Annotated in this window: 16 protein-coding genes; 14 read left to right on the top strand and 2 right to left on the bottom strand. The window is 47.6% G+C overall.

Annotation, left to right across the window (positions count from 1 at the left end):
• The first annotated feature begins 131 nt into the window (after positions 1 to 131).
• Positions 132 to 1,616: a D-alanyl-D-alanine carboxypeptidase/D-alanyl-D-alanine endopeptidase gene (gene dacB, locus N288_RS11230; RefSeq protein ID WP_022543846.1), complete on the top strand. Its 1,485-nt coding sequence runs from the start codon at positions 132 to 134 to the stop codon at positions 1,614 to 1,616.
• A gap of 66 nt (positions 1,617 to 1,682) precedes the next feature.
• Here dacB and N288_RS11225 read toward each other — a convergent pair whose 3' ends face one another.
• On the bottom strand, positions 1,683 to 1,940 hold the full coding sequence (locus N288_RS11225) for a YpbS family protein (RefSeq protein WP_022543845.1): 258 nt from the start codon (positions 1,938 to 1,940) through the stop codon (positions 1,683 to 1,685).
• 185 nt (positions 1,941 to 2,125) lie between these two features.
• Here N288_RS11225 and N288_RS11220 point away from each other — a divergent pair, with 185 nt between their 5' ends.
• The 4 genes from N288_RS11220 (at position 2,126) to N288_RS11205 (ending at position 7,414) form a co-directional block, all read left to right on the top strand.
• Entirely contained in the window at positions 2,126 to 4,708 is a 2,583-nt protein-coding gene (locus tag N288_RS11220) for a DEAD/DEAH box helicase (protein ID WP_009793867.1), read from the top strand.
• Between the two features lie 267 nt (positions 4,709 to 4,975).
• Positions 4,976 to 5,362, top strand: coding sequence for an IDEAL domain-containing protein (locus tag N288_RS11215; protein ID WP_009793868.1), 387 nt, complete (start codon positions 4,976 to 4,978; stop codon positions 5,360 to 5,362).
• 40 nt (positions 5,363 to 5,402) lie between these two features.
• Positions 5,403 to 6,368: an LLM class flavin-dependent oxidoreductase gene (locus N288_RS11210; protein WP_009793869.1), complete on the top strand. Its 966-nt coding sequence runs from the start codon at positions 5,403 to 5,405 to the stop codon at positions 6,366 to 6,368.
• A gap of 53 nt (positions 6,369 to 6,421) precedes the next feature.
• A complete protein-coding gene (locus N288_RS11205; protein ID WP_009793870.1) occupies positions 6,422 to 7,414 on the top strand; it encodes an LLM class flavin-dependent oxidoreductase in 993 nt (330 codons plus the stop codon).
• 960 nt (positions 7,415 to 8,374) lie between these two features.
• Here the strand turns inward: N288_RS11205 and N288_RS11195 are convergent.
• Positions 8,375 to 9,784, bottom strand: coding sequence for an aldehyde dehydrogenase (locus N288_RS11195; RefSeq protein WP_009793872.1), 1,410 nt, complete (start codon positions 9,782 to 9,784; stop codon positions 8,375 to 8,377).
• A 155-nt stretch (positions 9,785 to 9,939) separates the two neighbouring features.
• Between N288_RS11195 and N288_RS11190 the strand changes: the two genes are divergently transcribed.
• The 9 genes from N288_RS11190 to N288_RS11150 all read left to right on the top strand — a co-directional run bounded on the left by N288_RS11190 (position 9,940) and on the right by N288_RS11150 (position 20,908).
• Entirely contained in the window at positions 9,940 to 11,118 is a 1,179-nt protein-coding gene (locus N288_RS11190) for a M20 family metallopeptidase (RefSeq protein WP_009793873.1), read from the top strand.
• 221 nt (positions 11,119 to 11,339) lie between these two features.
• Positions 11,340 to 12,155, top strand: coding sequence for an adenosylmethionine decarboxylase (gene speD / locus N288_RS11185; RefSeq protein WP_009793874.1), 816 nt, complete (start codon positions 11,340 to 11,342; stop codon positions 12,153 to 12,155).
• Between the two features lie 270 nt (positions 12,156 to 12,425).
• On the top strand, positions 12,426 to 13,316 hold the full coding sequence (locus N288_RS11180; protein WP_022543843.1) for a nitrilase-related carbon-nitrogen hydrolase: 891 nt from the start codon (positions 12,426 to 12,428) through the stop codon (positions 13,314 to 13,316).
• Positions 13,317 to 13,383: 67 nt separating this feature from the next.
• Entirely contained in the window at positions 13,384 to 14,763 is a 1,380-nt protein-coding gene (locus tag N288_RS11175) for an NAD(P)-dependent oxidoreductase (RefSeq protein ID WP_009793876.1), read from the top strand.
• On the top strand, positions 14,756 to 16,045 hold the full coding sequence (gene preA, locus N288_RS11170) for an NAD-dependent dihydropyrimidine dehydrogenase subunit PreA (RefSeq protein WP_009793877.1): 1,290 nt from the start codon (positions 14,756 to 14,758) through the stop codon (positions 16,043 to 16,045). Before N288_RS11175 ends, preA begins: the two co-directional genes overlap by 8 nt.
• A 13-nt stretch (positions 16,046 to 16,058) precedes the next feature.
• Positions 16,059 to 17,474: a dihydropyrimidinase gene (hydA, locus tag N288_RS11165; protein ID WP_009793878.1), complete on the top strand. Its 1,416-nt coding sequence runs from the start codon at positions 16,059 to 16,061 to the stop codon at positions 17,472 to 17,474.
• Positions 17,475 to 17,615: 141 nt separating this feature from the next.
• Positions 17,616 to 19,070 (top strand): NCS1 family transporter, encoded by a 1,455-nt coding sequence (locus N288_RS11160; protein WP_009793879.1) that lies wholly within the window; start codon positions 17,616 to 17,618, stop codon positions 19,068 to 19,070.
• Positions 19,071 to 19,091: 21 nt separating this feature from the next.
• Positions 19,092 to 19,319 carry a hypothetical protein gene (locus N288_RS11155; protein WP_009793880.1) on the top strand — a complete coding sequence of 76 codons (228 nt, stop codon included), beginning with the start codon at positions 19,092 to 19,094 and terminating at the stop codon, positions 19,317 to 19,319.
• Positions 19,320 to 19,435: 116 nt separating this feature from the next.
• A complete protein-coding gene (locus N288_RS11150) occupies positions 19,436 to 20,908 on the top strand; it encodes a CoA-acylating methylmalonate-semialdehyde dehydrogenase (RefSeq protein WP_371931631.1) in 1,473 nt (490 codons plus the stop codon).
• The last annotated feature ends 3 nt before the right edge of the window (positions 20,909 to 20,911 follow it).

Below are 20,911 nucleotides of genomic sequence, written 5' to 3'. Positions count from 1 at the left end.
TTTTCCTCACAATGAAAATAAAGGAAAAGCAGCATTCAAAGCGAAGTAACTGTTAATACTTTAAATCTGGCAAAGCTTAACTTCTGGTTTTGGATCTGAATTTAATTTTTGCCACAGGAAGGTGCTGCTGCTTGTTGAGAAAGTGGAAAATTGTCATCCTTATAACAGCTTTATTATTCATTTCAGCCTCTCCATACGCTTATGAACTATCCCGCCAGGCTTCGGCGTTTGAAGAAGGAGGACTGACCCGAGACCTGAATCAGCTTCTGAATAATGGTCCTATCCTCTCTGGAGCGCTTGCGGGAGTAAGCATCAGAAATGCAGAGACCGGCGAACTGCTGTATGACCATATCGGCGGGATCCGTCTTAGGCCGGCCTCTAATATGAAGCTGCTCACATCCGCCGCTTCTCTTCAGGTTCTTGGCGAAGAATACCGGTTTACTACTGAGGTACTGACAGATGGACTGCACAAAAAAGGCAATCTTCATGGAAATCTATATTTGAAAGGCAAAGGCGATCCGACCCTATTAAAAAGCGACTTTGACAAGATGGCAGCCGGGTTAAAGCAAAAGGGCATTAAAACGATTCATGGCAGCCTGATTGCTGATGACAGCTGGTATGATGACATAAGGCTATCAAAGGATCTGCCCTGGAGCGACGAGTCCTACTATTACGGCGGCCAGGTATCAGCACTGACAGCGTCGCCAAATGAAGATTATGATGCAGGCACGGTCATTGTAGAGGTGAATCCGGGGAAATCTGCAGGAGAACTACCGGCAGTCACTCTGACCCCTGAAACAGGCTATGTAAAAATCATCAACGAGGCAGCGACCGTCCCGGCTGACGGCAAAAAGGACATTACCATTGAACGGGACCATGGCACGAACACGATCCGCATTACCGGGACAATACCTGAAAAGGCAAGCAGGTCCAGGGAATGGATTGCCGTGTGGGAGCCGGCCGGATATGCGCTTGATCTGTTCAGCCAGTCATTGAAGGAACATGAGATACGCGTAACCGGAAAATTGGAGCTGGGGAAAGCCCCTGAGAAAAGCTCTCTGCTTCTGGCACATCAATCCATTGCATTGAAGGACTTGCTGATACCTTTTATGAAACTCAGCAACAACAGCCATGCAGAAGTACTGGTCAAGGAAATGGGCAAAAAGGTGAAGAATGAAGGAAGCTGGGAAAAAGGCCTTGAAGTTGTCTCAGAACAGCTTGCCAGCTGGGGAGTCAATAAAGACACCCTGATCCTCCGTGACGGGTCGGGCATATCACATGTCAGCCTTATTCCGCCTAATGAGTTGTCACAGCTGTTATACGGCGTACAGTCTGAGAAATGGTACCCCTCATTTGAGAGATCACTCCCATTGGCAGGAGCCCAGGACAGATTAATTGGCGGCACACTACGCAACAGAATGAAGAACTCGGCAGCAGAAGGAAAGATTAAAGCCAAGACAGGTTCCATATCCACCGTAAGCTCCCTTTCCGGATATGCAGAAACCAAAAGCGGTGAAAAGCTCATTTTCAGCATTGTCCTCAATAATCTGAAGGATGACAGCAAGGCAAAAATTATAGAAGATAAGATTGCAATCCTTCTGGCAGAACAGCCGTAACGCCAAGAAGCAGGCAGATTCTTTTCAATAGGGAGTCTGCCTGCTTCTTTTTTTAATAATAACGGTTTATTTCGTACGCCCTGCATATTCCTCAACCATTTCAGCGGTCACAAGCTTCCTGGAAGGAACAATTCCCTGTCTGGCAAGCTGGTTGATTTCCTCTGTCACTTCATTGATTTTTTCTGTAGAAAAAGCTTTTCCTGCTTTAGACAGAGATAATGCTTCTTCAATAAACGCTTCTCTTTTTGCGTCAAGCTCAAGAAAGCGGGTGATCCTTGTGTTTAATTTCTTGGCATGTTCGGTTAAAGCATGGTGCACACTCATCGTTTCACTCCTCATTCAAAAGGCTAATATTATATTATCAACTAACCTCCATTTCGTTAAGAAAAACTTTTCTGTGTTAAAGTTCTAAGGAGAACTTTAAAGGATAGGGTGCTGGCCAATACATGATAATATAATATACAGGCTCCTTAAAAGGCGCCGATTAATATTCAAAGGGGGGATTTTCCATGGAAGCATTGGAAACTCTCTATCCTCTTGCAGTAGAACAAGCTAAAGCAAAAATTTTAGAGGATATTCACTATTATTTATCAACGAAAGATTCTCTTCCCGATTTTGAAGAATATTTTCAGGACAGGAAGCTGTATTATGAACAGATTTGGATAAATGTCTGGCTTAATATGACCAACAATAAAGTGGCGCGGAAATTAAAAAAGGAATATCTTCAGGAAAAGGGATTTTCAACAGAGGGAATCGACAAGAAGGTCATCAACAGCCTTTTCCGATCTGAAGTAAAGAACTATTCACCATGGAATGCAGAGAAATGGCTGCTTTCCCTCTATTCCCATGATCCAGGCAAATGGGAACAGACATATCGGGATGCAAGGGAAAAGTATCTGCTTCAGCTTCAGCATGAGGAAAATGCCGAGCGTATTGCCAAGGCTTACACAGCACTCGATAAGGCTGCCGGGAAAATCATGAGGAAGCATAGCCGGCTGTTTTATTTGAGGGCAAGATATGAGGCTGCCCGGCAATTAAAGAAGGACTTCAGCAGCGGAACCAAATACGGGCAGGCGGATACATTTGCACTTGAAGAAAAGCTCAGGCCGGAAGGACATTTTAACCCGGAGCATTATACACTCGCTGCCGAGTTCTTTGAAGAGCTGACTGGCGGCATCCATTCAACAAACCATTGGGGCAGACAGTATTTTGAATATGAAACCTATTATTTTAAATATGAAAAGCTTTTGATGGATTCTATGAAAGATATTGTTCCTGAGACCGTATTGGAACTAATGGATCCTTCCATGCTTGAACAATACAAATCGCTCCATCCGGAAAACGACCCGGAAGCAGCCATCCATTCCATGACTGAATGGCCGTCAGAGGAACTCGCCGGAGAATTCCTGGAGGAAATTGAAAATGAATTCCTGGAGGACTTGCTCCGCCTCAGTTCTTTTCCATGGGAACCAGCCGCGCATCTGGAAATATATCAGATGGATCTTGAGGACCGGGAGCGGAAAGAGGCAGAAGCGCGAGCAGCAGAAGAGCGGAGAAAGCAGGAGGAAGCCAGGATCCTCGATGAGATATTTGGCCGGGAATACAGCCCTTCTGTGGACAGGAGCGTCAAATACGTCCTTCATATCGGCGATACGAATACAGGCAAGACCTTCCATGCGCTCGAAAGCATGAAAAAGGCGGACAGTGGAATTTATCTGGCCCCCTTAAGGCTTTTGGCACTCGAGGTATACGATAAGCTGAACGGGGAAGCTATTCCCTGTACACTTAAGACAGGGGAGGAAGAAAAAGTGACTCCCGGGGCAAGCCATTTTGCTTCCACTGTCGAGATGTTCAGTGAAAAAGAGCGTTTTGATATAGCAGTCATTGATGAAGCACAGATGATCACTGACAAAGACCGCGGGTTCTCATGGTATAAGGCCATAACGAAGGCTAATGCAAGTGAAGTCCATATCATTGGCAGCAAAAGCTCTCAGTCAATCCTCCTTCAGCTTTTGGAGGGGACTGATTTGGAGATACATGAATACCATAGAGATACACCGCTTATCGTCGAACCTGACGAATTCAGGCTGAAGCACAGCAGAAAAGGGGATGCCCTGATCTGCTTTTCAAGGAAAAGAGTGCTGGAGACTGCTTCCCGGCTTCAGAATGATGGCCGCTCTGTCAGCATGATATATGGCAGCATGCCGCCTGAAACAAGGAAAAAACAGGTGCAGCGCTTCATCGACGGCGAGACCAATATTATAGTAAGTACAGATGCAATTGGCATGGGTCTGAACCTTCCTATCCGCAGGGTCGTTTTTCTTGAAAATGAAAAATTCGACGGAGTCAGCAGGAGGCAGCTCACTTCCCAGGAGGTCAAACAGATTGCCGGAAGGGCCGGCAGAAAAGGCCTCTACAATACAGGCCGGGTCGCATTTATGGAAAACATCAAGGAAATGGGTTCCCTGCTGGAACAGGAAGATGATCCGGTCCATACATTTTCGATTGCGCCAACCAGCGGAGTATTTGACCGCTTCCAGAAATACTATCATGATCTGGGAACTTTCTTTGAACTTTGGGACAAATTCGAAAGTCCACCTGGAACAGTGAAAGCGTCCCTTGCCGAAGAGAAGGAGCTTTATGAGCTCGTCCAGGGAACAGAAATGGAAGCCAGGCTCAGCCTCGGGGACCTGTATGGATTCCTGCACCTGCCTTTTTCAGCCAGGGAGCCGGAACTCGTCAGGCAATGGAGGATGTCGGTGATGGCATCGGTGCATAACGAAGACCTTCCTGAGCCTTCAATCCGCAAAAGGACCCTTGAGGACCTGGAGCTCACGTATAAATCTGTCGGTCTGCATCTGCTGTTTCTTTACAGGCTCGACCAGAGGACAGAAGCTTTATACTGGGAAAGGGTCCGGGATGAACTGGGGACAATGGTCCATGAAAAGCTGAAGACAGATGTTCAGAAAATGACTAAAAAATGCCGCAGATGCGGCAAGAAGCTTTCATGGGAGCATCCTTATCCGATATGCGACGAATGCCATGAGGGCGGGTTCAGGACCAGGAGAAAACCTTCATATTTCAGGAGATGACTAAAAAGGGCAGGCAGCCCGTGAGCTGCCTGCCCTTTCATTGACAATCCAAACTGTATCTTTTATTATTACAGTATAAGCAGGACATATCCCGGTATTAACCAGCTGCTCAGATATACAATGAAAAGCCTATCTGCAGTTTGCGTTATCACAAAGAATTTACGGGTAATGATACAGTATACGGCCGAAAAGAACCGGCCCTGAATCTAAGATCTTAAATGTATTGAACATAAAAAATAAATAATCTATTGAGGGCGGTGTTATGATATGAACAATCAAGACATTAAAATGGGCGGATGGATCACAGGGAAGTCGCGGAATGGGGAGCTTGTTCAGGGCTTCGTGGAAGCGGCATTGCCAGAGCGTGAATTCGTGACAGTTTTTGTTGTCGACAGCGACAACCCGGAAGTGATCGGCAGGAAGGTCCATATTGAAAAGAAAAAGGCAGAGACTATGAAAAACGATCTTCTTCCTTCTGCCGACGGTCTTCGCTCCCTTATCGACACAGCTTTGCTTACAAGGGACAAGGAATGGTTTATGGAGCTCTCAAATGCACTGAATCGTATTGAACAGGCAGGCATTGAAAAAAAAGAACAGGCAGCCGGCAGCGGTACATTTCCTTCAAGCGAAGGCAGAATGAATAAGAAATATTAAAACTATGCTGTTACAGCAAGAATAGAAAGAAGGCAGGAAGATGAAGCTCGGTATACTTGATCAATCTCCTGTTCCTGAAGGGAGAACGGCTCATGAGGCCCTTTTAGCCTCACTCGAGCTTGCACAGGAAGCGGAAAGGCTCGGTTACAGCCGCTATTGGATTGCAGAGCACCATAATATGACAGGGCTTGCCTGCTCTGCCCCTGAAGTGATGCTTCCCTATATTGGCGCCCAGACTTCACATATAAAAATTGGAAGCGGAGCCGTTCTTCTTCCTTATTACAAACCTTACAAAGTGGCGGAAACCTATAACATGCTTGCCACCCTTTTTCCCGGAAGAATTGATTTAGGGATCGGAAGGGCGCCAGGCGGATCTGCCGAAACATCCATGGCGCTATCTGACAACTTTTTAAAAGGCGTCGCTGAAATGCCTGATAAAATCACTGAGCTCTTAAACTTTCTGGTGGGCAGCCATCCTGAAGGCCATATGTACTCCAAAGTGGCGCCTGCACCTGTACCCCGTTCTGCTCCTCTTCCGTGGATATTGGGAACCAGCAAGAAAAGCGCCATACAGGCTGCCGAAAAGGGAACAGCCTACTGCTTCGGGCATTTTATGAGCGACCAGAATCCCGAAGAGATTATTTCACTCTATAAGAATAATTACATTCCTTCTAAAATGGCCTCTGCCCCATACTGCATAGCCGCTGTTAATGTGATTTGTGCAGAAACAGAAGAACAGGCAGAGGAGCTGGCTATAAAAAGCCGCTCATGGAGGAATCTGCTGAGCGGGGAAGAAGCGCAGCTGGAACAGGAGTCCTTAAACACAGAAGAACTCTTGCAGGACATGAAGAAAAAAATGATCATCGGAAATCCTGTTCAGGCTGCTGAACAGCTTGAAAGCCTGGCCAGCAGGATAGGGGCAGATGAACTTATGATCATCACTCTGACAACCGACTATCAAGACAGGCTGCATTCCTACAGACTGATTGCTGAACAAATGCTATAATAATCCGCTGTGGATGGTGCAGCGGGTTTTTCATTTAAAAGAGGGGATGAAGTATGAAACTAAGCGTACTGGATCAAGCTGTCATTCGAAAAGGAGATTCTCCGGGAGATGCACTTAAGCAAACCTCCCACTTGGCGCAAATTGCCGATAATCTGGGATACACCCGCTTTTGGACCGCTGAGCATCACAATTCCAATGGGATGGCAGGATCTTCACCAGATGTCCTGATCTCCCATATAGCAGCAGTAACCAAAAAGATACGGGTAGGCTCTGGAGGGGTCCTCCTACCTCAATACAGCCCGTATAAAGTTGCAGAGACCTTTAAAGTGATGGAAGCTCTGTATCCGGGCAGGATTGACCTCGGTGTCGGCAGGTCACCTGGCGGCGGTGCAGACACAAGACTGGCTCTGACAGACGGCATCAGGAGGAGCATGAATGAATTCCCCGGCCAGCTGAGAGATCTCCAGGGCTTTTTAACCAACACTCTGCCGGATAACCATCCTTTTAGGGAGGTAAAAGCCTACCCGGATCTGCTAACGCTGCCGGAATTATGGCTATTGGGGATTACCGAACGCGGCGCTAGAGCGGCAGCTGAAAACGGCATGCGATTTACCTATGGGCACTTCATCACACCGGCAAACGGGGAAAAAGCATTCCAATACTATTACCGTCACTTCCAGCCGTCTGCTATGCTGAAAGAGCCTTCGGCAAACGTCTGTGTATTCGTCATCTGCGCGCCGACTAACGAAGAAGCCGAACACCTCGCAGCCAGTCAGGACCACTGGCTCCTGGACATCGAAAAAGGAGCCGACACAAGAATCATCTCACCAGAGGAAGCCCAAAAAAGAACCCTGACGGCAGCCGAAAAAGAAAAGATTCAGCACAACCGAAGCAGAATGGTCATAGGCAATCCTCAAAAAGTGAGAAATCAGCTCCTCAAGATCAGTGAAAAATACGGTACCGATGAAATCATGGCCATCAATAATACCTATAGTTTCAAGGACAGAGCAAGGAATCTGGAATTATTGGCTGAATTGTTTTTGTAAAGTTTTTATGTAAAGATTATTGTATTTGAATATAAAAAGGGACAGTTTACATTTAGGTTATTATATATGGAGGCTTATTCAGTTAATGGGACATTTTAGTGATGGAAGGCTTTTTGGAGAAAAGAAGTATAATATTATCCGATTTGAGCAGCAAGCCTCAAAATAAGCGGAGATTCTCCTCTTAGACGGCTGAATATGGCACGGATGGGTGTAAATAAGCGGAGAATCTCCGGTTAAGCGAAGCGAAGTTGCCCATTTTCCTGTTTTTTAAGTTTATAGTAGGAATTTCTCCGTCTATTTGAGCTATTTTTAGGGCATTTTTGAAATTAGAGGGAATTTCTCCGCTTATTTTCCTAACCTATCACTGATCCCTCTTTGAGAATTTTTCGTCGTAGCTGAACTTTGAATCAAAGCCCTGCTTCTTGGCTTACTCTTTTTAAGTTAAAACTGGCAAGTAAATTTAAAAACCGCTGATGGTTGGAGTGGAAGACACGCAGACTCCTGCGGGATCGCAGCGGCAGAGCTGAGACCCCACAGCGCGCAAGCGCGAGGAGGCTTAGCGCCGCGGAAAGCGAAGTGTCTGGAACGGAAACCATCAGCCCAAGTTAAGAACACAACAACGGATGAAGAAACCAATTAGGGGGTGTCGTTGCTTAGGAATCTTTTTCTCAAAGCCCTGCTGACCGGAACGGAAGGCACGAAGACTCCTCATAAAATGCATGCTCATTTTCTTCGTGCGATGCAGATTCCAGGAAGAAGATTCAACGTCCTGCGGGATTGCAGCGGAAATGTTGAAACCCCGCAGCGCGTAAGCGCGAGGAGGTTCAACTCCGCCCCGCGGAAAGCGAAGTGCCTGCAGTGCAGATCAGGAGCCTACATTTTAAAGCTAAACTAATTTTAGCAAATTTATACAAATCCATAAAAAAACAAAAGCCTGAACCAAACCGGTCCAGGCTCCCATCACTTCATCAGCTTCCTAATCAGCTTCAGCCCATTCTCAGCAGAAGGATAACGGAACGAAAAATCAAACAGCGTAGTCTGCTTCAGCACACTTTTATCATGCGAAAACGTCCCAAAACTGCTCTTCCCATGATAACTCCCTATCCCGCTCTCCCCGACACCTCCGAAAGGAAGATACGGCGTCGCGATATGCATTAAAGTATCATTAATGCACCCGCCTCCAAAAGAAATCGTACCATTCACCTTATTTTCAATATCCTTGCTTCCCGTAAACAAATACAAAGCAAGCGGCTTCGGGCGTGACTGGATAAAGGAGACGGCTTCATCCAAGGCTTCATACCCGTATACCGGCAGGATCGGGCCAAATATTTCATCCTGCATAACAGGCGAATTAAAAGAAGGGGCATCCATCAGTGTCGGCTCCATTTTTCTAAGCTCACCATTCACCCTTCCCCCGAAAAGAATTGGTCCGTCGCTCAAATACGCTTCAAGCCTGCTGAAATGCCGGTTATTGACGATCTTGGAATAATCCTCATTACCAAGAGGGTTATCACTGTAAAATTCCTTGATGCACTTCTTCATCTCTTCCAGCAGAGTCTGTTTTACTTTTTCATGGACAAACAGATAATCAGGGGCAATGCACGTCTGTCCGGCATTTGTAAATTTGCCGAAAACTATCCTCTTCGCCGCCAGGCCGATATTTGCATCCTCATGGACAATGACCGGGCTTTTTCCGCCAAGCTCCAGGGTGACAGGAATCAGTCTTTTGCTGGCTGCCTCCATCACAATCTTGCCGACAGGGACGCTTCCTGTAAAAAATATATAATCAAAAGGCTGCTCAAGCAGCTGCTGGCTGGTCTCCACACCGCCTTCAACAGTTGAAATATACTCTACCGGATAGACTTCCTTGATCAGCGCTGAGAGCACATGTGATACATTCGGGGTCAGCTCCGATGGCTTGATGACAGCCGTATTCCCGGCAGCAATTGCCCCAATGAGCGGGGACAGGGCGAGCTGGACCGGGTAATTCCATGGGGCAATGATGAGGGCCGCTCCGTATGGCTCAGGGATAATATAGCCCTTGGAGCCGATATGGGTCATGGCCGTCTTCACTTTCTTTGCTTTCATCCACTTTTTCAGATGCTTCAATGTATAGCCGATTTCTTCATATAAAATCCCAATTTCCGTTGAATATGCTTCAAGTTCAGACTTTCCAAGATCTTCTTTTAACGCAGAGATCAGCTGCTGTTCATTATTTTTGATACTATCCTTAAGCTCCTGCAGACGGGCAAGCCTGAATGCTGCGGGCTTTGTTCCCTGGTTCGCAAAAAAGTTCTTCTGGGCGGCAAGCAGCCTTTTTATTTCTTCTGCTGATGTCTCAGTTACGATGTTTTGCTGCAATCCGATCACCTGCTTTCAGCTTGATTCAATGATTAAATTGAGCATACCTTTTCCCTCAGGAATAGGCAATCAGCAGGAACTAAAAAATAATTATTTTCGAATACCGAATTATTTGTTATTCTAGTAAAAAGGAATAAAAATTCACCACTAAGGATGGTTATACAATGAAGCAGATAATTCAGAACGAAATAGATAAGCTTAAGCAGGAATTTGTCAATATCAGCACGTACATAGGAGAAAATCCTGAGCTCGGGCATGAGGAGTTCAAATCTTCGGCGATTTTGATTGAAACATTGGAAAAGCACGGATTTAATGTAGAGAAGGGAACCTGCGGACTTCCGACTGCTTTTCGTGCTGTTTATGACAGCGGCATTGCGGGAGCAGCCATCGGGCTGATGGCTGAATATGATGCACTTCCTGAGGTAGGTCATGCATGCGGGCACAACCTCATAGGCACAATGGCAATTGCTGCAGGGATCGGCCTGAGCAAGGCTGTTGGAGAAACTGGCGGAAAAGTGATTGTGTACGGAACTCCCGCTGAAGAAACAAAAGGCGGGAAAGTGACAATGGCGGAGAACGGGATCTTCGATGAACTGGATGTTGCGATGATGGTCCATCCTTTGTCCAAGTATTTGAAAAGCGGCAGATCACTTGCCATGGATGCGATCCAGTTTGAATTCTTCGGCAAGAGTGCCCATGCGGCTGCAAGTCCGGAAAAAGGGATCAACGCTCTTGATGCTGTGCTTCAGACTTTTAACAGCATCAATGCCCTCAGACAGCATATCACTTCTGATGCAAGAATCCATGGCATCATCCCTGAAGGAGGAAAAGCGGCCAATGTAGTTCCTGACTATGCGTCTGCCCAGTTCTATGTAAGAGCATCAAGCCGATCTTATGTGAATGAACTGGTTGAAAAAGTGAAAGCATGCGCCCAGGGTGCTGCGCTTCAGACTGGTGCAGAAATGAAAGCTTCTTTTTATGAATTTTCGTATGACGACATGCAAACAAACCAGCAATTATCGGATGCATTCACTAACGAGCTGATCGGGCTGGGGATAGATCCAGGTGAAATCCACGAGGACCGCGATGGATCAGGATCGCTCGATATGGGAAATGTCAGCCAGGCTGTGCCTTCCATTCACCCATATATCAAGATTTGCGACGAAGATTTCGCCTGCCATACCCATGAGTTCCGCGAAGCGGCCATGAGCAGCCAGGCACAGGAGGCAATGATCTTAGGGGCAAAGGCAATGGCCCTGACGGGTTATGAAATCCTCTCAAGCGAAGAACTGCTTCAATCCATCAGGGAAGAATTCAAAAAGAATAAACTCGTTAATGCATAATGATGTACTCAAAAAGCTTATCCAAAACGGATAGGCTTTTTTAGATTCAGCCTCAGCAGGACACAATTAGGAAAAACCCGTTTTTTTGCCTTTTATAAAGGGTACTCTAGATAGTAATCAGCCTAACCAGCTTGGAAACACTCTCTTAAGAGCTCGCCATAGAAGTGGCCAAGGCTGGTGATAGGGGCAACAGACTAACAGAGTTAAAGGGGATTTTGCACATGAAACTGACACCAGAGCAACGGATCGAGCTGCACGGCTTTAATAATCTGACTAAAACGTTAAGCTTTAATATGTATGATATCTGCTATACAAAAACAAAAGAAGAACGGGAAGCTTATATTGATTATATTGATGAACAGTATAGTGCTGAGAGGCTCACCAACATTCTGACTAATGTGTCCGATATCATCGGGGCACACGTGCTGAATGTCGCCCAGCAGGACTATGTACCGCAGGGAGCCAGTGTGACCATGCTCGTATCAGAAGGCCCTGTTGTCGAAGTGCCTGAAGAATCACTGGAGGAATCTCCCGGACCGCTCCCTGACAATGTGGTCCTGCAGCTTGATAAAAGCCATATTACAGTCCACACCTACCCTGAGTTCCATCCGACAGAAGGGATCAGCACCTTCAGGGCAGATATCGATGTTTCCACGTGCGGGGAAATTTCACCGCTAAAAGCCCTGAATTATTTGATCCACTCCTTTGAGACGGATGTAATGACGATTGATTACCGCGTCAGAGGGTTTACCCGGGACATCAACGGTGAAAAGCTATATATCGACCATGATATTAACTCTATACAGAATTATATACCAGATGAAGCAAAAGGCCTGTATGATATGATCGATGTGAATATCTATCAGGAAAAAATTTTCCACACAAAATGCAAACTGAAGGAATTCGACCTGAATAATTATCTGTTTGGCTTTACTAAGGAGAAGCTGGATTCAGAAGAAGCGGAAGAAATCACCGACCGACTTAAAACAGAGATGGACGAAATCTTTTATGGCACCAATATTTCCTCGCAAAATTAATTTCTATACTTTTTATTAAGGTAGCATGAGACTGCAAAGATCCTCTCATTATGGGGCCATTTGCAGTCTTTTTTGTATGCAGATATCCTTCACACTGTCTTTTTGCTAGACCTTTTTCTTTCTACTCTCTTTAAATTAAGTTTTACAACTTGCCCTTTCTGCGTATGTTAGATTAACGGAACATTCTGAACCATGCTGCTGGATTGCCCTGGTACGAAACAGCCCGGTTCTGCAAAGGATGATTCAATTTATTTTAGAGGGGGAGTAAAGATGGCAGACAATGTGAAGATCGGCTTGATACAAGCATCTCATGATGTGGACGGCAGCGAGCCAGTTGCAGTTCATAAGGAGAAGGCAATCGAAAAGCATATAAAGCTTGTTAGGGAAGCGGCAGAAAAGGGCGCCCGGATTGTATGCCTGCAGGAGATCTTTTATGGTCCTTATTTCTGTTCCGAGCAGAATACGAAATGGTATGACGCTGCAGAAGAAATCCCGGACGGCCCGACAACAAAGCTATTCCAGGAGCTGGCAAGGGAGCTTGGGATTGTTATTGTCCTTCCGATTTATGAACGGGAAGGGATAGCTACCTATTATAATACAGCTGCTGTCCTGGATGCAGACGGAACTTATCTGGGAAAGTACCGGAAGCAGCATATTCCGCATGTTGCGGCAGGAGGAAACGGCTGCGGGTTCTGGGAAAAATATTATTTTAAACCAGGGAACCTGGGCTATCCGGTATTTGATACTGCATATGCCAAAATCGGCGTGTATATCTGCTATGACAGGCATTTCCCGGAAGGGGCAAGGCTGCTGGGGCTTAATGGCGCAGAAATCGTCTTCAATCCATCGGCCACGGTCGCCGGCCTGTCCGAATATTTATGGAAACTCGAACAGCCTGCCCATGCAGTCGCCAACGGATATTATGTTGGCGCCATCAACCGCGTCGGCTATGAGGGTCCATGGAATATGGGAGAATTTTATGGGCAGTCATACCTGGTGGATCCTAAAGGAAGCTTCGTTGCCTCTGCCAGCCGGGATAAGGATGAAGTCATCATAGGTGAAATGAACAAGAAGCTGATCCGGGAGGTCAGGGACACCTGGCAGTTTTACCGCGACCGCAGGCCGGAAACATACAGTGAAATGACATCCCTTCTTCCGTAAGGGGCTTTTATGTGAAAATAAGCTTTTCAATTGCCTGCCTGGCACAGGCAGGATAGGAGGGAACGCTGTGATCGATGCAAAACCAAAGCGAATCTCACACACCGACCTGGAACAGAACTTCAGGGAAGCGGAGCCTGCGCTGTCCAGCAGGGATGCTGCCCATGAAGCCAGCCGCTGCCTGTATTGCTATGATGCCCCTTGTATTAAAGCATGTCCAACTGGAATAGATATCCCTTCATTCATAAAAAAAATCAGCAGCGGAAATATGCTGGGATCCGCCAAAACCATCATGGATGCCAATCCTGTCGGCGCAAGCTGCTCAAGGGTCTGCCCGACAGAAGAGCTCTGTGAAGGGGCGTGTGTATTGAATTCAACAAAAAGCCCTATTCTGATCGGCAAACTGCAGAGGCATGCGACTGACTGGGCCATAAAAAGCGGGAAGGACTTATTTTTCCCAGGCGCGGCCAACGGCAAAAAAGCAGCGGTCATCGGAAGCGGACCTGCGGGATTATCGGCTGCCAGGGAGCTGGCCCGTCTCGGCTATGAGACTGTCATCTATGAAGCCGAGGAGGAAGCCGGAGGGCTGAACACTTACGGTATCGTTTCATTCCGTCTGCCCAAGGAGATTGCCCATTGGGAAGCAGAACAGGTCAGGCGGATGAATGTAGACATCAGGACAAAAACGAAGATCGGCCGGGATGTTACAGCCGGAGAACTGCTGGACGGATATGACTTTGTGATTCTTGCTGCAGGCATGTCAAAAGTGCCGGACCTTGGAATTGAAGGTGAAAATCTGGAAGGTGTCTTTGATGCGATTGAATTTGTGAAGCAGACAAAAACCGGTGAACTGAGGAGAGATGTGGCAGGCAAGAAAGCAATTGTAATTGGCGCCGGCAACACAGCAATTGACGGGGCAACCTGTGCAGCAAGGCTCGGGGCGGGGAATGTGAAAATCCTTTACAGGAGGACACAGGAAGAAATGACTGCCTATGATTTTGAATATGAGTTTGCGAAGCAGGATGGAGTCGAGTTCCGATGGCTGACGGCACCCAAAAGGATTATCAGCAATGACCGCGGGGAAGCAGCAGGACTGGAGTGCATCCAAATGATGCTTGGCGAGCCGGATACGGATGGTCGGAGAAGGCCCGTACCCATTGAAGGATCTGAGCATCTGCTCCCGGCTGACATCATTATTAAAGCCATCGGGCAGCAAAGGCACGAAAGCCTCATCGATCAATTCGGCCTTGCTCACGATGGAGGAGTTGTAGAAATCAATCCTGAGACATGCCAGACCTCAAATCCGAAAGTGTTTGCCTGCGGGGATATTGTCTTCGGCAAAGGAAAAGGGGAAGCCATGGTCGTCACTGCTGCCCAGCAGGGTAAACAAGCAGCCCATGCGATCCACAAGCTGATGATGAAGGAAGAAAGGAGAGAAGCAAATGGCTGATTTAAGCATAGAATTGGCAGGCATAAAGTCAACCAATCCTTTCTGGCTTGCCTCTGCACCACCTACCAATTCAGGCTATCAGGTTCAGCGTGCTTTCGAGGCCGGATGGGGCGGAGCTGTTTGGAAAACGCTGGGTGAGCCTATTTTAAACGTTTCTTCCCGATTTGCTGCTGTCAGCTTTAATGGACAGCGGGTCGCAGGCTTTAACAATATTGAGCTGATTACAGACAGGCCGCTTGAAGTCAATCTGAAGGAAATCTATGAAACGAAAAAGAAGTTTCCCAACAACACGATCATTGCCTCACTGATGGTTGAGCCGAAACAGGAGAAATGGCATGAAATTGTCAAACGGGTCGAAGAGATTGGGGTAGATGGACTTGAGCTTAACTTCGGCTGCCCGCACGGGATGGCAGAGAGGGGAATGGGATCTGCATCCGGACAGGTGCCAGAGCTGGTGGAAAAACAGACTTATTGGGCGAAGGAAGCGGCCCGGACACCAGTCATCGTGAAGCTTACCCCCAATATAACGGATATTACAGCAACAGCAGAAGCAGCGGTAAAAGGCGGTGCAGATGCTGTCAGTATGATCAATACGATCAACAGCCTTGCCGGGGTGGACCTTGATACCTGGAATACGATTCCGCATGTCGGAGGGAAGGGAGCACATGGAGGCTATTGCGGCCCGGCAGTCAAACCGATTGCACTGAACATGGTCGCTGAGTGCGCCAGGAATCCAGCAATATCTGTCCCGATTTCAGGCATGGGCGGGATATCGAACTGGCAGAATGCGGTTGAATTCATGCTGATGGGCGCTTCCGGCGTACAGATTTGTACAGCTGCTATGCACCACGGGTTCCGCATCATTGAAGATTTAATGGATGGTTTGAATAATTATCTGGACGAGAGAGGCATCCGGTCAGTCAGGGACATTATCGGAAAATCTGTACCAAGGTATTCGGACTGGGGCAATCTGGACCTTAACTATAATATTGCCGCGAGGATCGACCCTGATATCTGCATCAATTGCAATAAATGCCATATCGCCTGTGAGGACACCTCGCATCAATGCATTGATATGCTGGTTGATGAAAACGGAAAAGAATATTTGAAAGTCCGCGAAGAAGACTGTGTCGGCTGCAACCTCTGTTCTATTGTCTGCCCGGAGGAAGGGGCCATTTCAATGGTAGAGCTTCCGCACACACAGCCGCCTATGACCTGGAATGAACGGCAGGCCGCGATAGCCGGGGCACAGGCATGCGAATTGGATCTATCTAAACGGTAAAGGGGTGCTGAATATGAAGAAAATAATAAAGAACGGCACTATAGTGACAGCATCAGATACTTTTCAGGCTGATATTTTAATAGAAGAAGGAAAAATCGCCCTGATTGGCAGGAATCTGCAAGATACCGGGGCGGAAATCATCAATGCTGCAGGGCTTTACGTTTTTCCGGGCGGCATAGACCCGCACACCCACCTAGATATGCCATTCGGCGGGACTGTGACAAAGGACGATTTTGAGTCAGGCACGATTGCCGCAGCCTTTGGGGGCACGACGACCATCATAGACTTTTGCCTGACATCTAAAGGAAGGCCTCTCCAGGAAAGCATTGATGAATGGCACCAAAAATCTAAAGACAAGGCTGCCATCGATTACAGCTTCCACCTCATGATCGGGGAAATCAATGATAAAGTACTGGCGGAGCTGCCGAAAGTGATAGATTCTGAGGGAATTACTTCTTTCAAAGTCTTCATGGCCTATAAAAATGTCTTCCAGGCTGATGATGAAACGCTTTTCAAGACGCTGGTTGCCGCAAGGGACCTCGGGGCTCTTGTCATGGTGCATGCAGAAAACGGGGATGTCATCGATTATCTTACGAAAAAGGCATTGGAAGAAGGACATACAGAACCCATCTACCATGCGCTTACAAGACCTCCTGAGCTGGAAGGGGAAGCAACGGGGCGTGCGGCTGAGCTGACCGGCCTGGCAGGCTCCCAGCTGTATGTGGTACATGTATCCTGCGCTGAAGCAGCAGAAAAAATTGCCGCAGCCCGCTCCAGGGGCATCGATGTCTGGGGGGAAACCTGTCCGCAGTATCTCGTTCTTGACCAGACCAGCCTCGAAAAGCCTGAGTTTGAAGGCGCAAAATATGTGTGGTCCCCGCCGCTCCGCGAAAAATGGAATCAGGACACTTTATGGAATGCCCTCAAAAGCGGACAGCTCCAGACGATCGGCTCTGACCAATGCTCTTTTGATTTTAAGGGGCAAAAGGATCTCGGCAGGGAGGATTTTACCAAAATACCGAACGGAGGCCCGACTATTGAAGACCGGTTCTCGATCCTCTTTTCAGAAGGGGCGGCAAAGGGAAGGATCACCCTCAACCAATTTGTCGACATCACTTCGACCCGTGCTGCGAAGCTATTTGGCCTCTACCCTCAGAAAGGGACGATTGCTGTAGGCTCTGATGCCGATATTGTCCTATTTGACCCAGAAAAGGAACGAACCATTTCTGCAGGCACCCACCATTTAGCTGTTGATTACAGCGCATTTGAAGGATTATCAGTCAAAGGAGAGCCTGTCACTGTGCTCGTAAGGGGAGAGTATGTGATTAAAGACCGCCAGTTCACTGGAAAAGCGGGCAGTGGGCAATATTTAAAAAGAGCAAAATATTTTAAACACAAAACCCATAATAACGTGATTCCTGCTTATTAGATTAAGAGGGTTGACTTGTGGACGGAGATGAATTACCCCGGCTTTGTTCAGTGAACAGGATGATGGCATGCACTAACCCGGCTTTTCGGTTTCAATCAGCTTCTCGGCCTGACAAAAATTAACCGGACAGGATGTGTACGTATGAAAAAAAGCCATCTGAAATCCCCTGACCTTTATCCGATCCAGCAAAAGGACAGGAATATCACCTCGCTCGGCTATTCATTTATGTGGGTGGGCATGGTGGTGGTACTCGCCACCTTTGCCATCGGAGGCTCCGGGGTTATGAGCCTCCCATTGCCGCTTGTCATTATTGCAACGGTGATCGGCTGCCTCGGAATCGGCTTATTCATCAGTTTGATTGCAGACATCGGGATAGAGCATGGCCTTTCCTTCCCGGTCTATATGCGCGCCCCTTTCGGCACAATCGGGACTCATATCCCCTCAATCACGAGGGGCGTCACCGCCTCTATGTGGTTTGGAATCAATACCTACTTCGGTGCCACTGCCATGAATGGCATCATTGATATTTTATTCGGTTTCAATAACTGGTTTATCTGTTTTCTTATTTTCGCAGCTGCACAGCTCATTAATACCAGCCTTGGGATAAAAGCGATAGAGCGTTTTGCTGACATGGCAGCTCCGGTCATTATCCTGATTTCCGTCTGGATGTACCTATCTTTATCTGATACGGCTGAAGAGGCAGGAAGGAATATTTGGACATGGGCAGAGAATCCGGCAGCGGGAACCGATGCATTTACTGCTTTCCTTGTTGTGATCTTCAGCAATATGGGCTTTTGGGCGACCTTGAGTGCTGATATTCCTTCCATTTCCCGGTTCATCAAGGCGCCCGTGAATGAAAAAAACTGGTTCAAGCGCAATAAAGGGGCGCTGATCGGCAACCTGATCGCCATGCCGCTGACACAGACCTTTATGATTATCATTGGAGGAATCGCTTATATTGCCGTCCTGAATTACGATCCTGTCATCGCCCTTCAGGAAGCGGCGGGAGGACTCGTCCTATGCGTCCTGCTTCTGATGATCATCCTGGCGCAATGGTCCACCAACACGGCGGCCAATGTCGTTCCGGCGGCAACGATATTTTCTAATGTTGGCGGGCCGAAATTTCCTTTCTGGGCTGGCGTTATTACAGCAGGAATTGTCGGGACAGTCGTCCAGCCATGGAATCTCTTTGGCATCATCATCCCTGTCCTCCTGTTTGTAGGCGGCATCCTGTCTGCGATTGTCGGCATCCTTTTTGCTGATTATTATCTGCTGAGAAAAAGGCGCGTCAATGTACCTGAATTATACGAGGACCATGGGCAGTTCAGGTATTGGGGAGGAATCAACCTTGCAGGATTCATCAGCTGGGTCATTGGTGCCGCAGTTGCATACTGGCTTCCCAACTATTCATTCCTTGCCGGATTCCTGGCAGGAGCAGGCTCTTATTACCTTCTTGCCCGGTACTGGTGGTTCCGCAAATATCAGCAGGCCGAAATCAATGATCCGGATGACAGCAAATATCTCGGAATCAGTGTGGGGCGCGACTGGATTTTGGACGATGATCAGGAAAAAGCCGCTGATTCCATGAAATCTTGACTATTTTCAGGAGGTCAGAGTATGTCAGACTACCAGTTCTTTTTGCATGAAAGAGACAAAATCGATTTTTATATCGAAAAAGGATTCAGAATCCTTCAGGTGAAAGAAAGCTTGGATGGAGCGGCCATCTTGTTTGCCAATCCGGCCAGCGGGATCCAGGAAACAATCCATGTTGGGACAGCAGAAGCACGGAAATATTTCAGCGGGCTTCTGCTCAAGCAGAAAGAGCATTCTGCAGAACAAAAATAGCTGTGATAGAGCGAAGGATTGCGCATTTCATTATTTGCCGCTGATCCTTCGCCTTCATGTGCAGCTTTCTATCGAAGTCTTATAAAAATCTGAAGTGGATATTTCATATGAAGGAGATGGAGCATATGGCGATCAGGCATGAAACAGAGGTTTTGAGAAATTTTATTGATGGCAATTGGGTAGAAGCTTCCTCTGCAGATACATTTGAAGTCATCAACCCTGCCAATGATGAAGTGCTCGCGAGGGTGCCTGCCTCCAGTGCAGAAGATGTCAGCCTTGCTGTCCAGGCAGCAGGAAGGGCGTTTATTTCGTGGAGGAAGGTGCCTGTCCCAAAGAGGGCAAGGCTCCTTTTCAAATATCATAATCTGCTGTCACAGTATCATGAACAGCTTGCTGAGCTGATTGTAAAAGAGAACGGAAAATCCTTCAAAGAAGCATTCGGCGAGGTCCAAAGAGGCATCGAGTGTGTGGAATTTGCCGCAGGTGCACCGACCTTAATGATGGGTGAGTCGCTTTCAGGGATCGCTGAGGATATTGATTCTGAGATGTTCCGTTACCCGCTTGGCGTGGTTGGGGGGATCACTCCTTTTAACTTCCCGATGATGGTCCCTTTGTGGATGTTCCCTCTTGCTGTTGCCTGCGGGAATACTTTTGTGCTGAAGCCGTCTGAAAGGACGCCGATCCTGGCAGCGCGCCTTGCTGAACTGTTTGCCGAAGCGGGCGCCCCTCCTGGAGTCCTGAACATTGTACACGGCGCACATGATGTTGTGAATGCACTGCTTGAACATAAAGAGGTTGCCGCCATCTCATTTGTCGGTTCTCAGCGGGTTGCAAAATATGTGTATGAACGGGCCGCTTCTGAAGGAAAGCGGGTACAGGCACTCTCGGGTGCTAAAAATCACCATATCGTCATGCCTGATGCCGATGCTGAGAAGGCGGCCCAGCATATCATCAGTTCCTCATTCGGCAGTGCCGGCCAGAGGTGCATGGCATGCAGTGCCGTTGTCGTGGTGGGAGAAAACGACAGCTTCATTAATGAGCTTAAGAAAAAAGCCGATGAGCTCAAGGTCGGCAGCGGGATGGAAGAAGATACCCTCCTGACGCCCGTCATCCGCAAGGAGCATCTTGAAAAAGTCCTCGGACTCATTGAAAAAGGAGAAGAAGAAGGGGCTGAGCTGATACGGGACGGCCGCACGGAGATGGAGCGGCACCCAGCCGGTAACTTTCTTGGTGCAACGATCTTTGATAGGGTGACATGCGATATGACGATCGCAAAGGAAGAGCTATTTGCACCTGTACTGAGCCTGCTCAGGGCAGGCAGCCTTGATGAAGCGCTGGACTTCATCCGAAGGTCAAGATACGGGAATGGAGCAACCATCTATACAAACGATGCCAGGAGCATCAGGCAATTCCGTGAAGAGGCGGATGCCGGAATGCTCGGCATCAATGTAGGCGTTCCGGCTACAATGGCATTCTTCCCTTTTTCAGGCTGGAAGGATTCCTTCTATGGGGACCTTCATGTCAATGGCAAAGATGGCTTGAATTTTTATACGAAAAAGAAAATGGTCACATCTCGTTTTGAACTTTGAAAT

Origin of the sequence: Bacillus infantis NRRL B-14911 (genome assembly GCF_000473245.1) — a bacterium.
Classification (GTDB): domain Bacteria; phylum Bacillota; class Bacilli; order Bacillales; family Cytobacillaceae; genus Bacillus_AB; species Bacillus_AB infantis.
The sequence above is the reverse complement of the archived record's forward strand: the minus strand, read 5'-3'. Positions and strand labels throughout refer to the sequence as shown.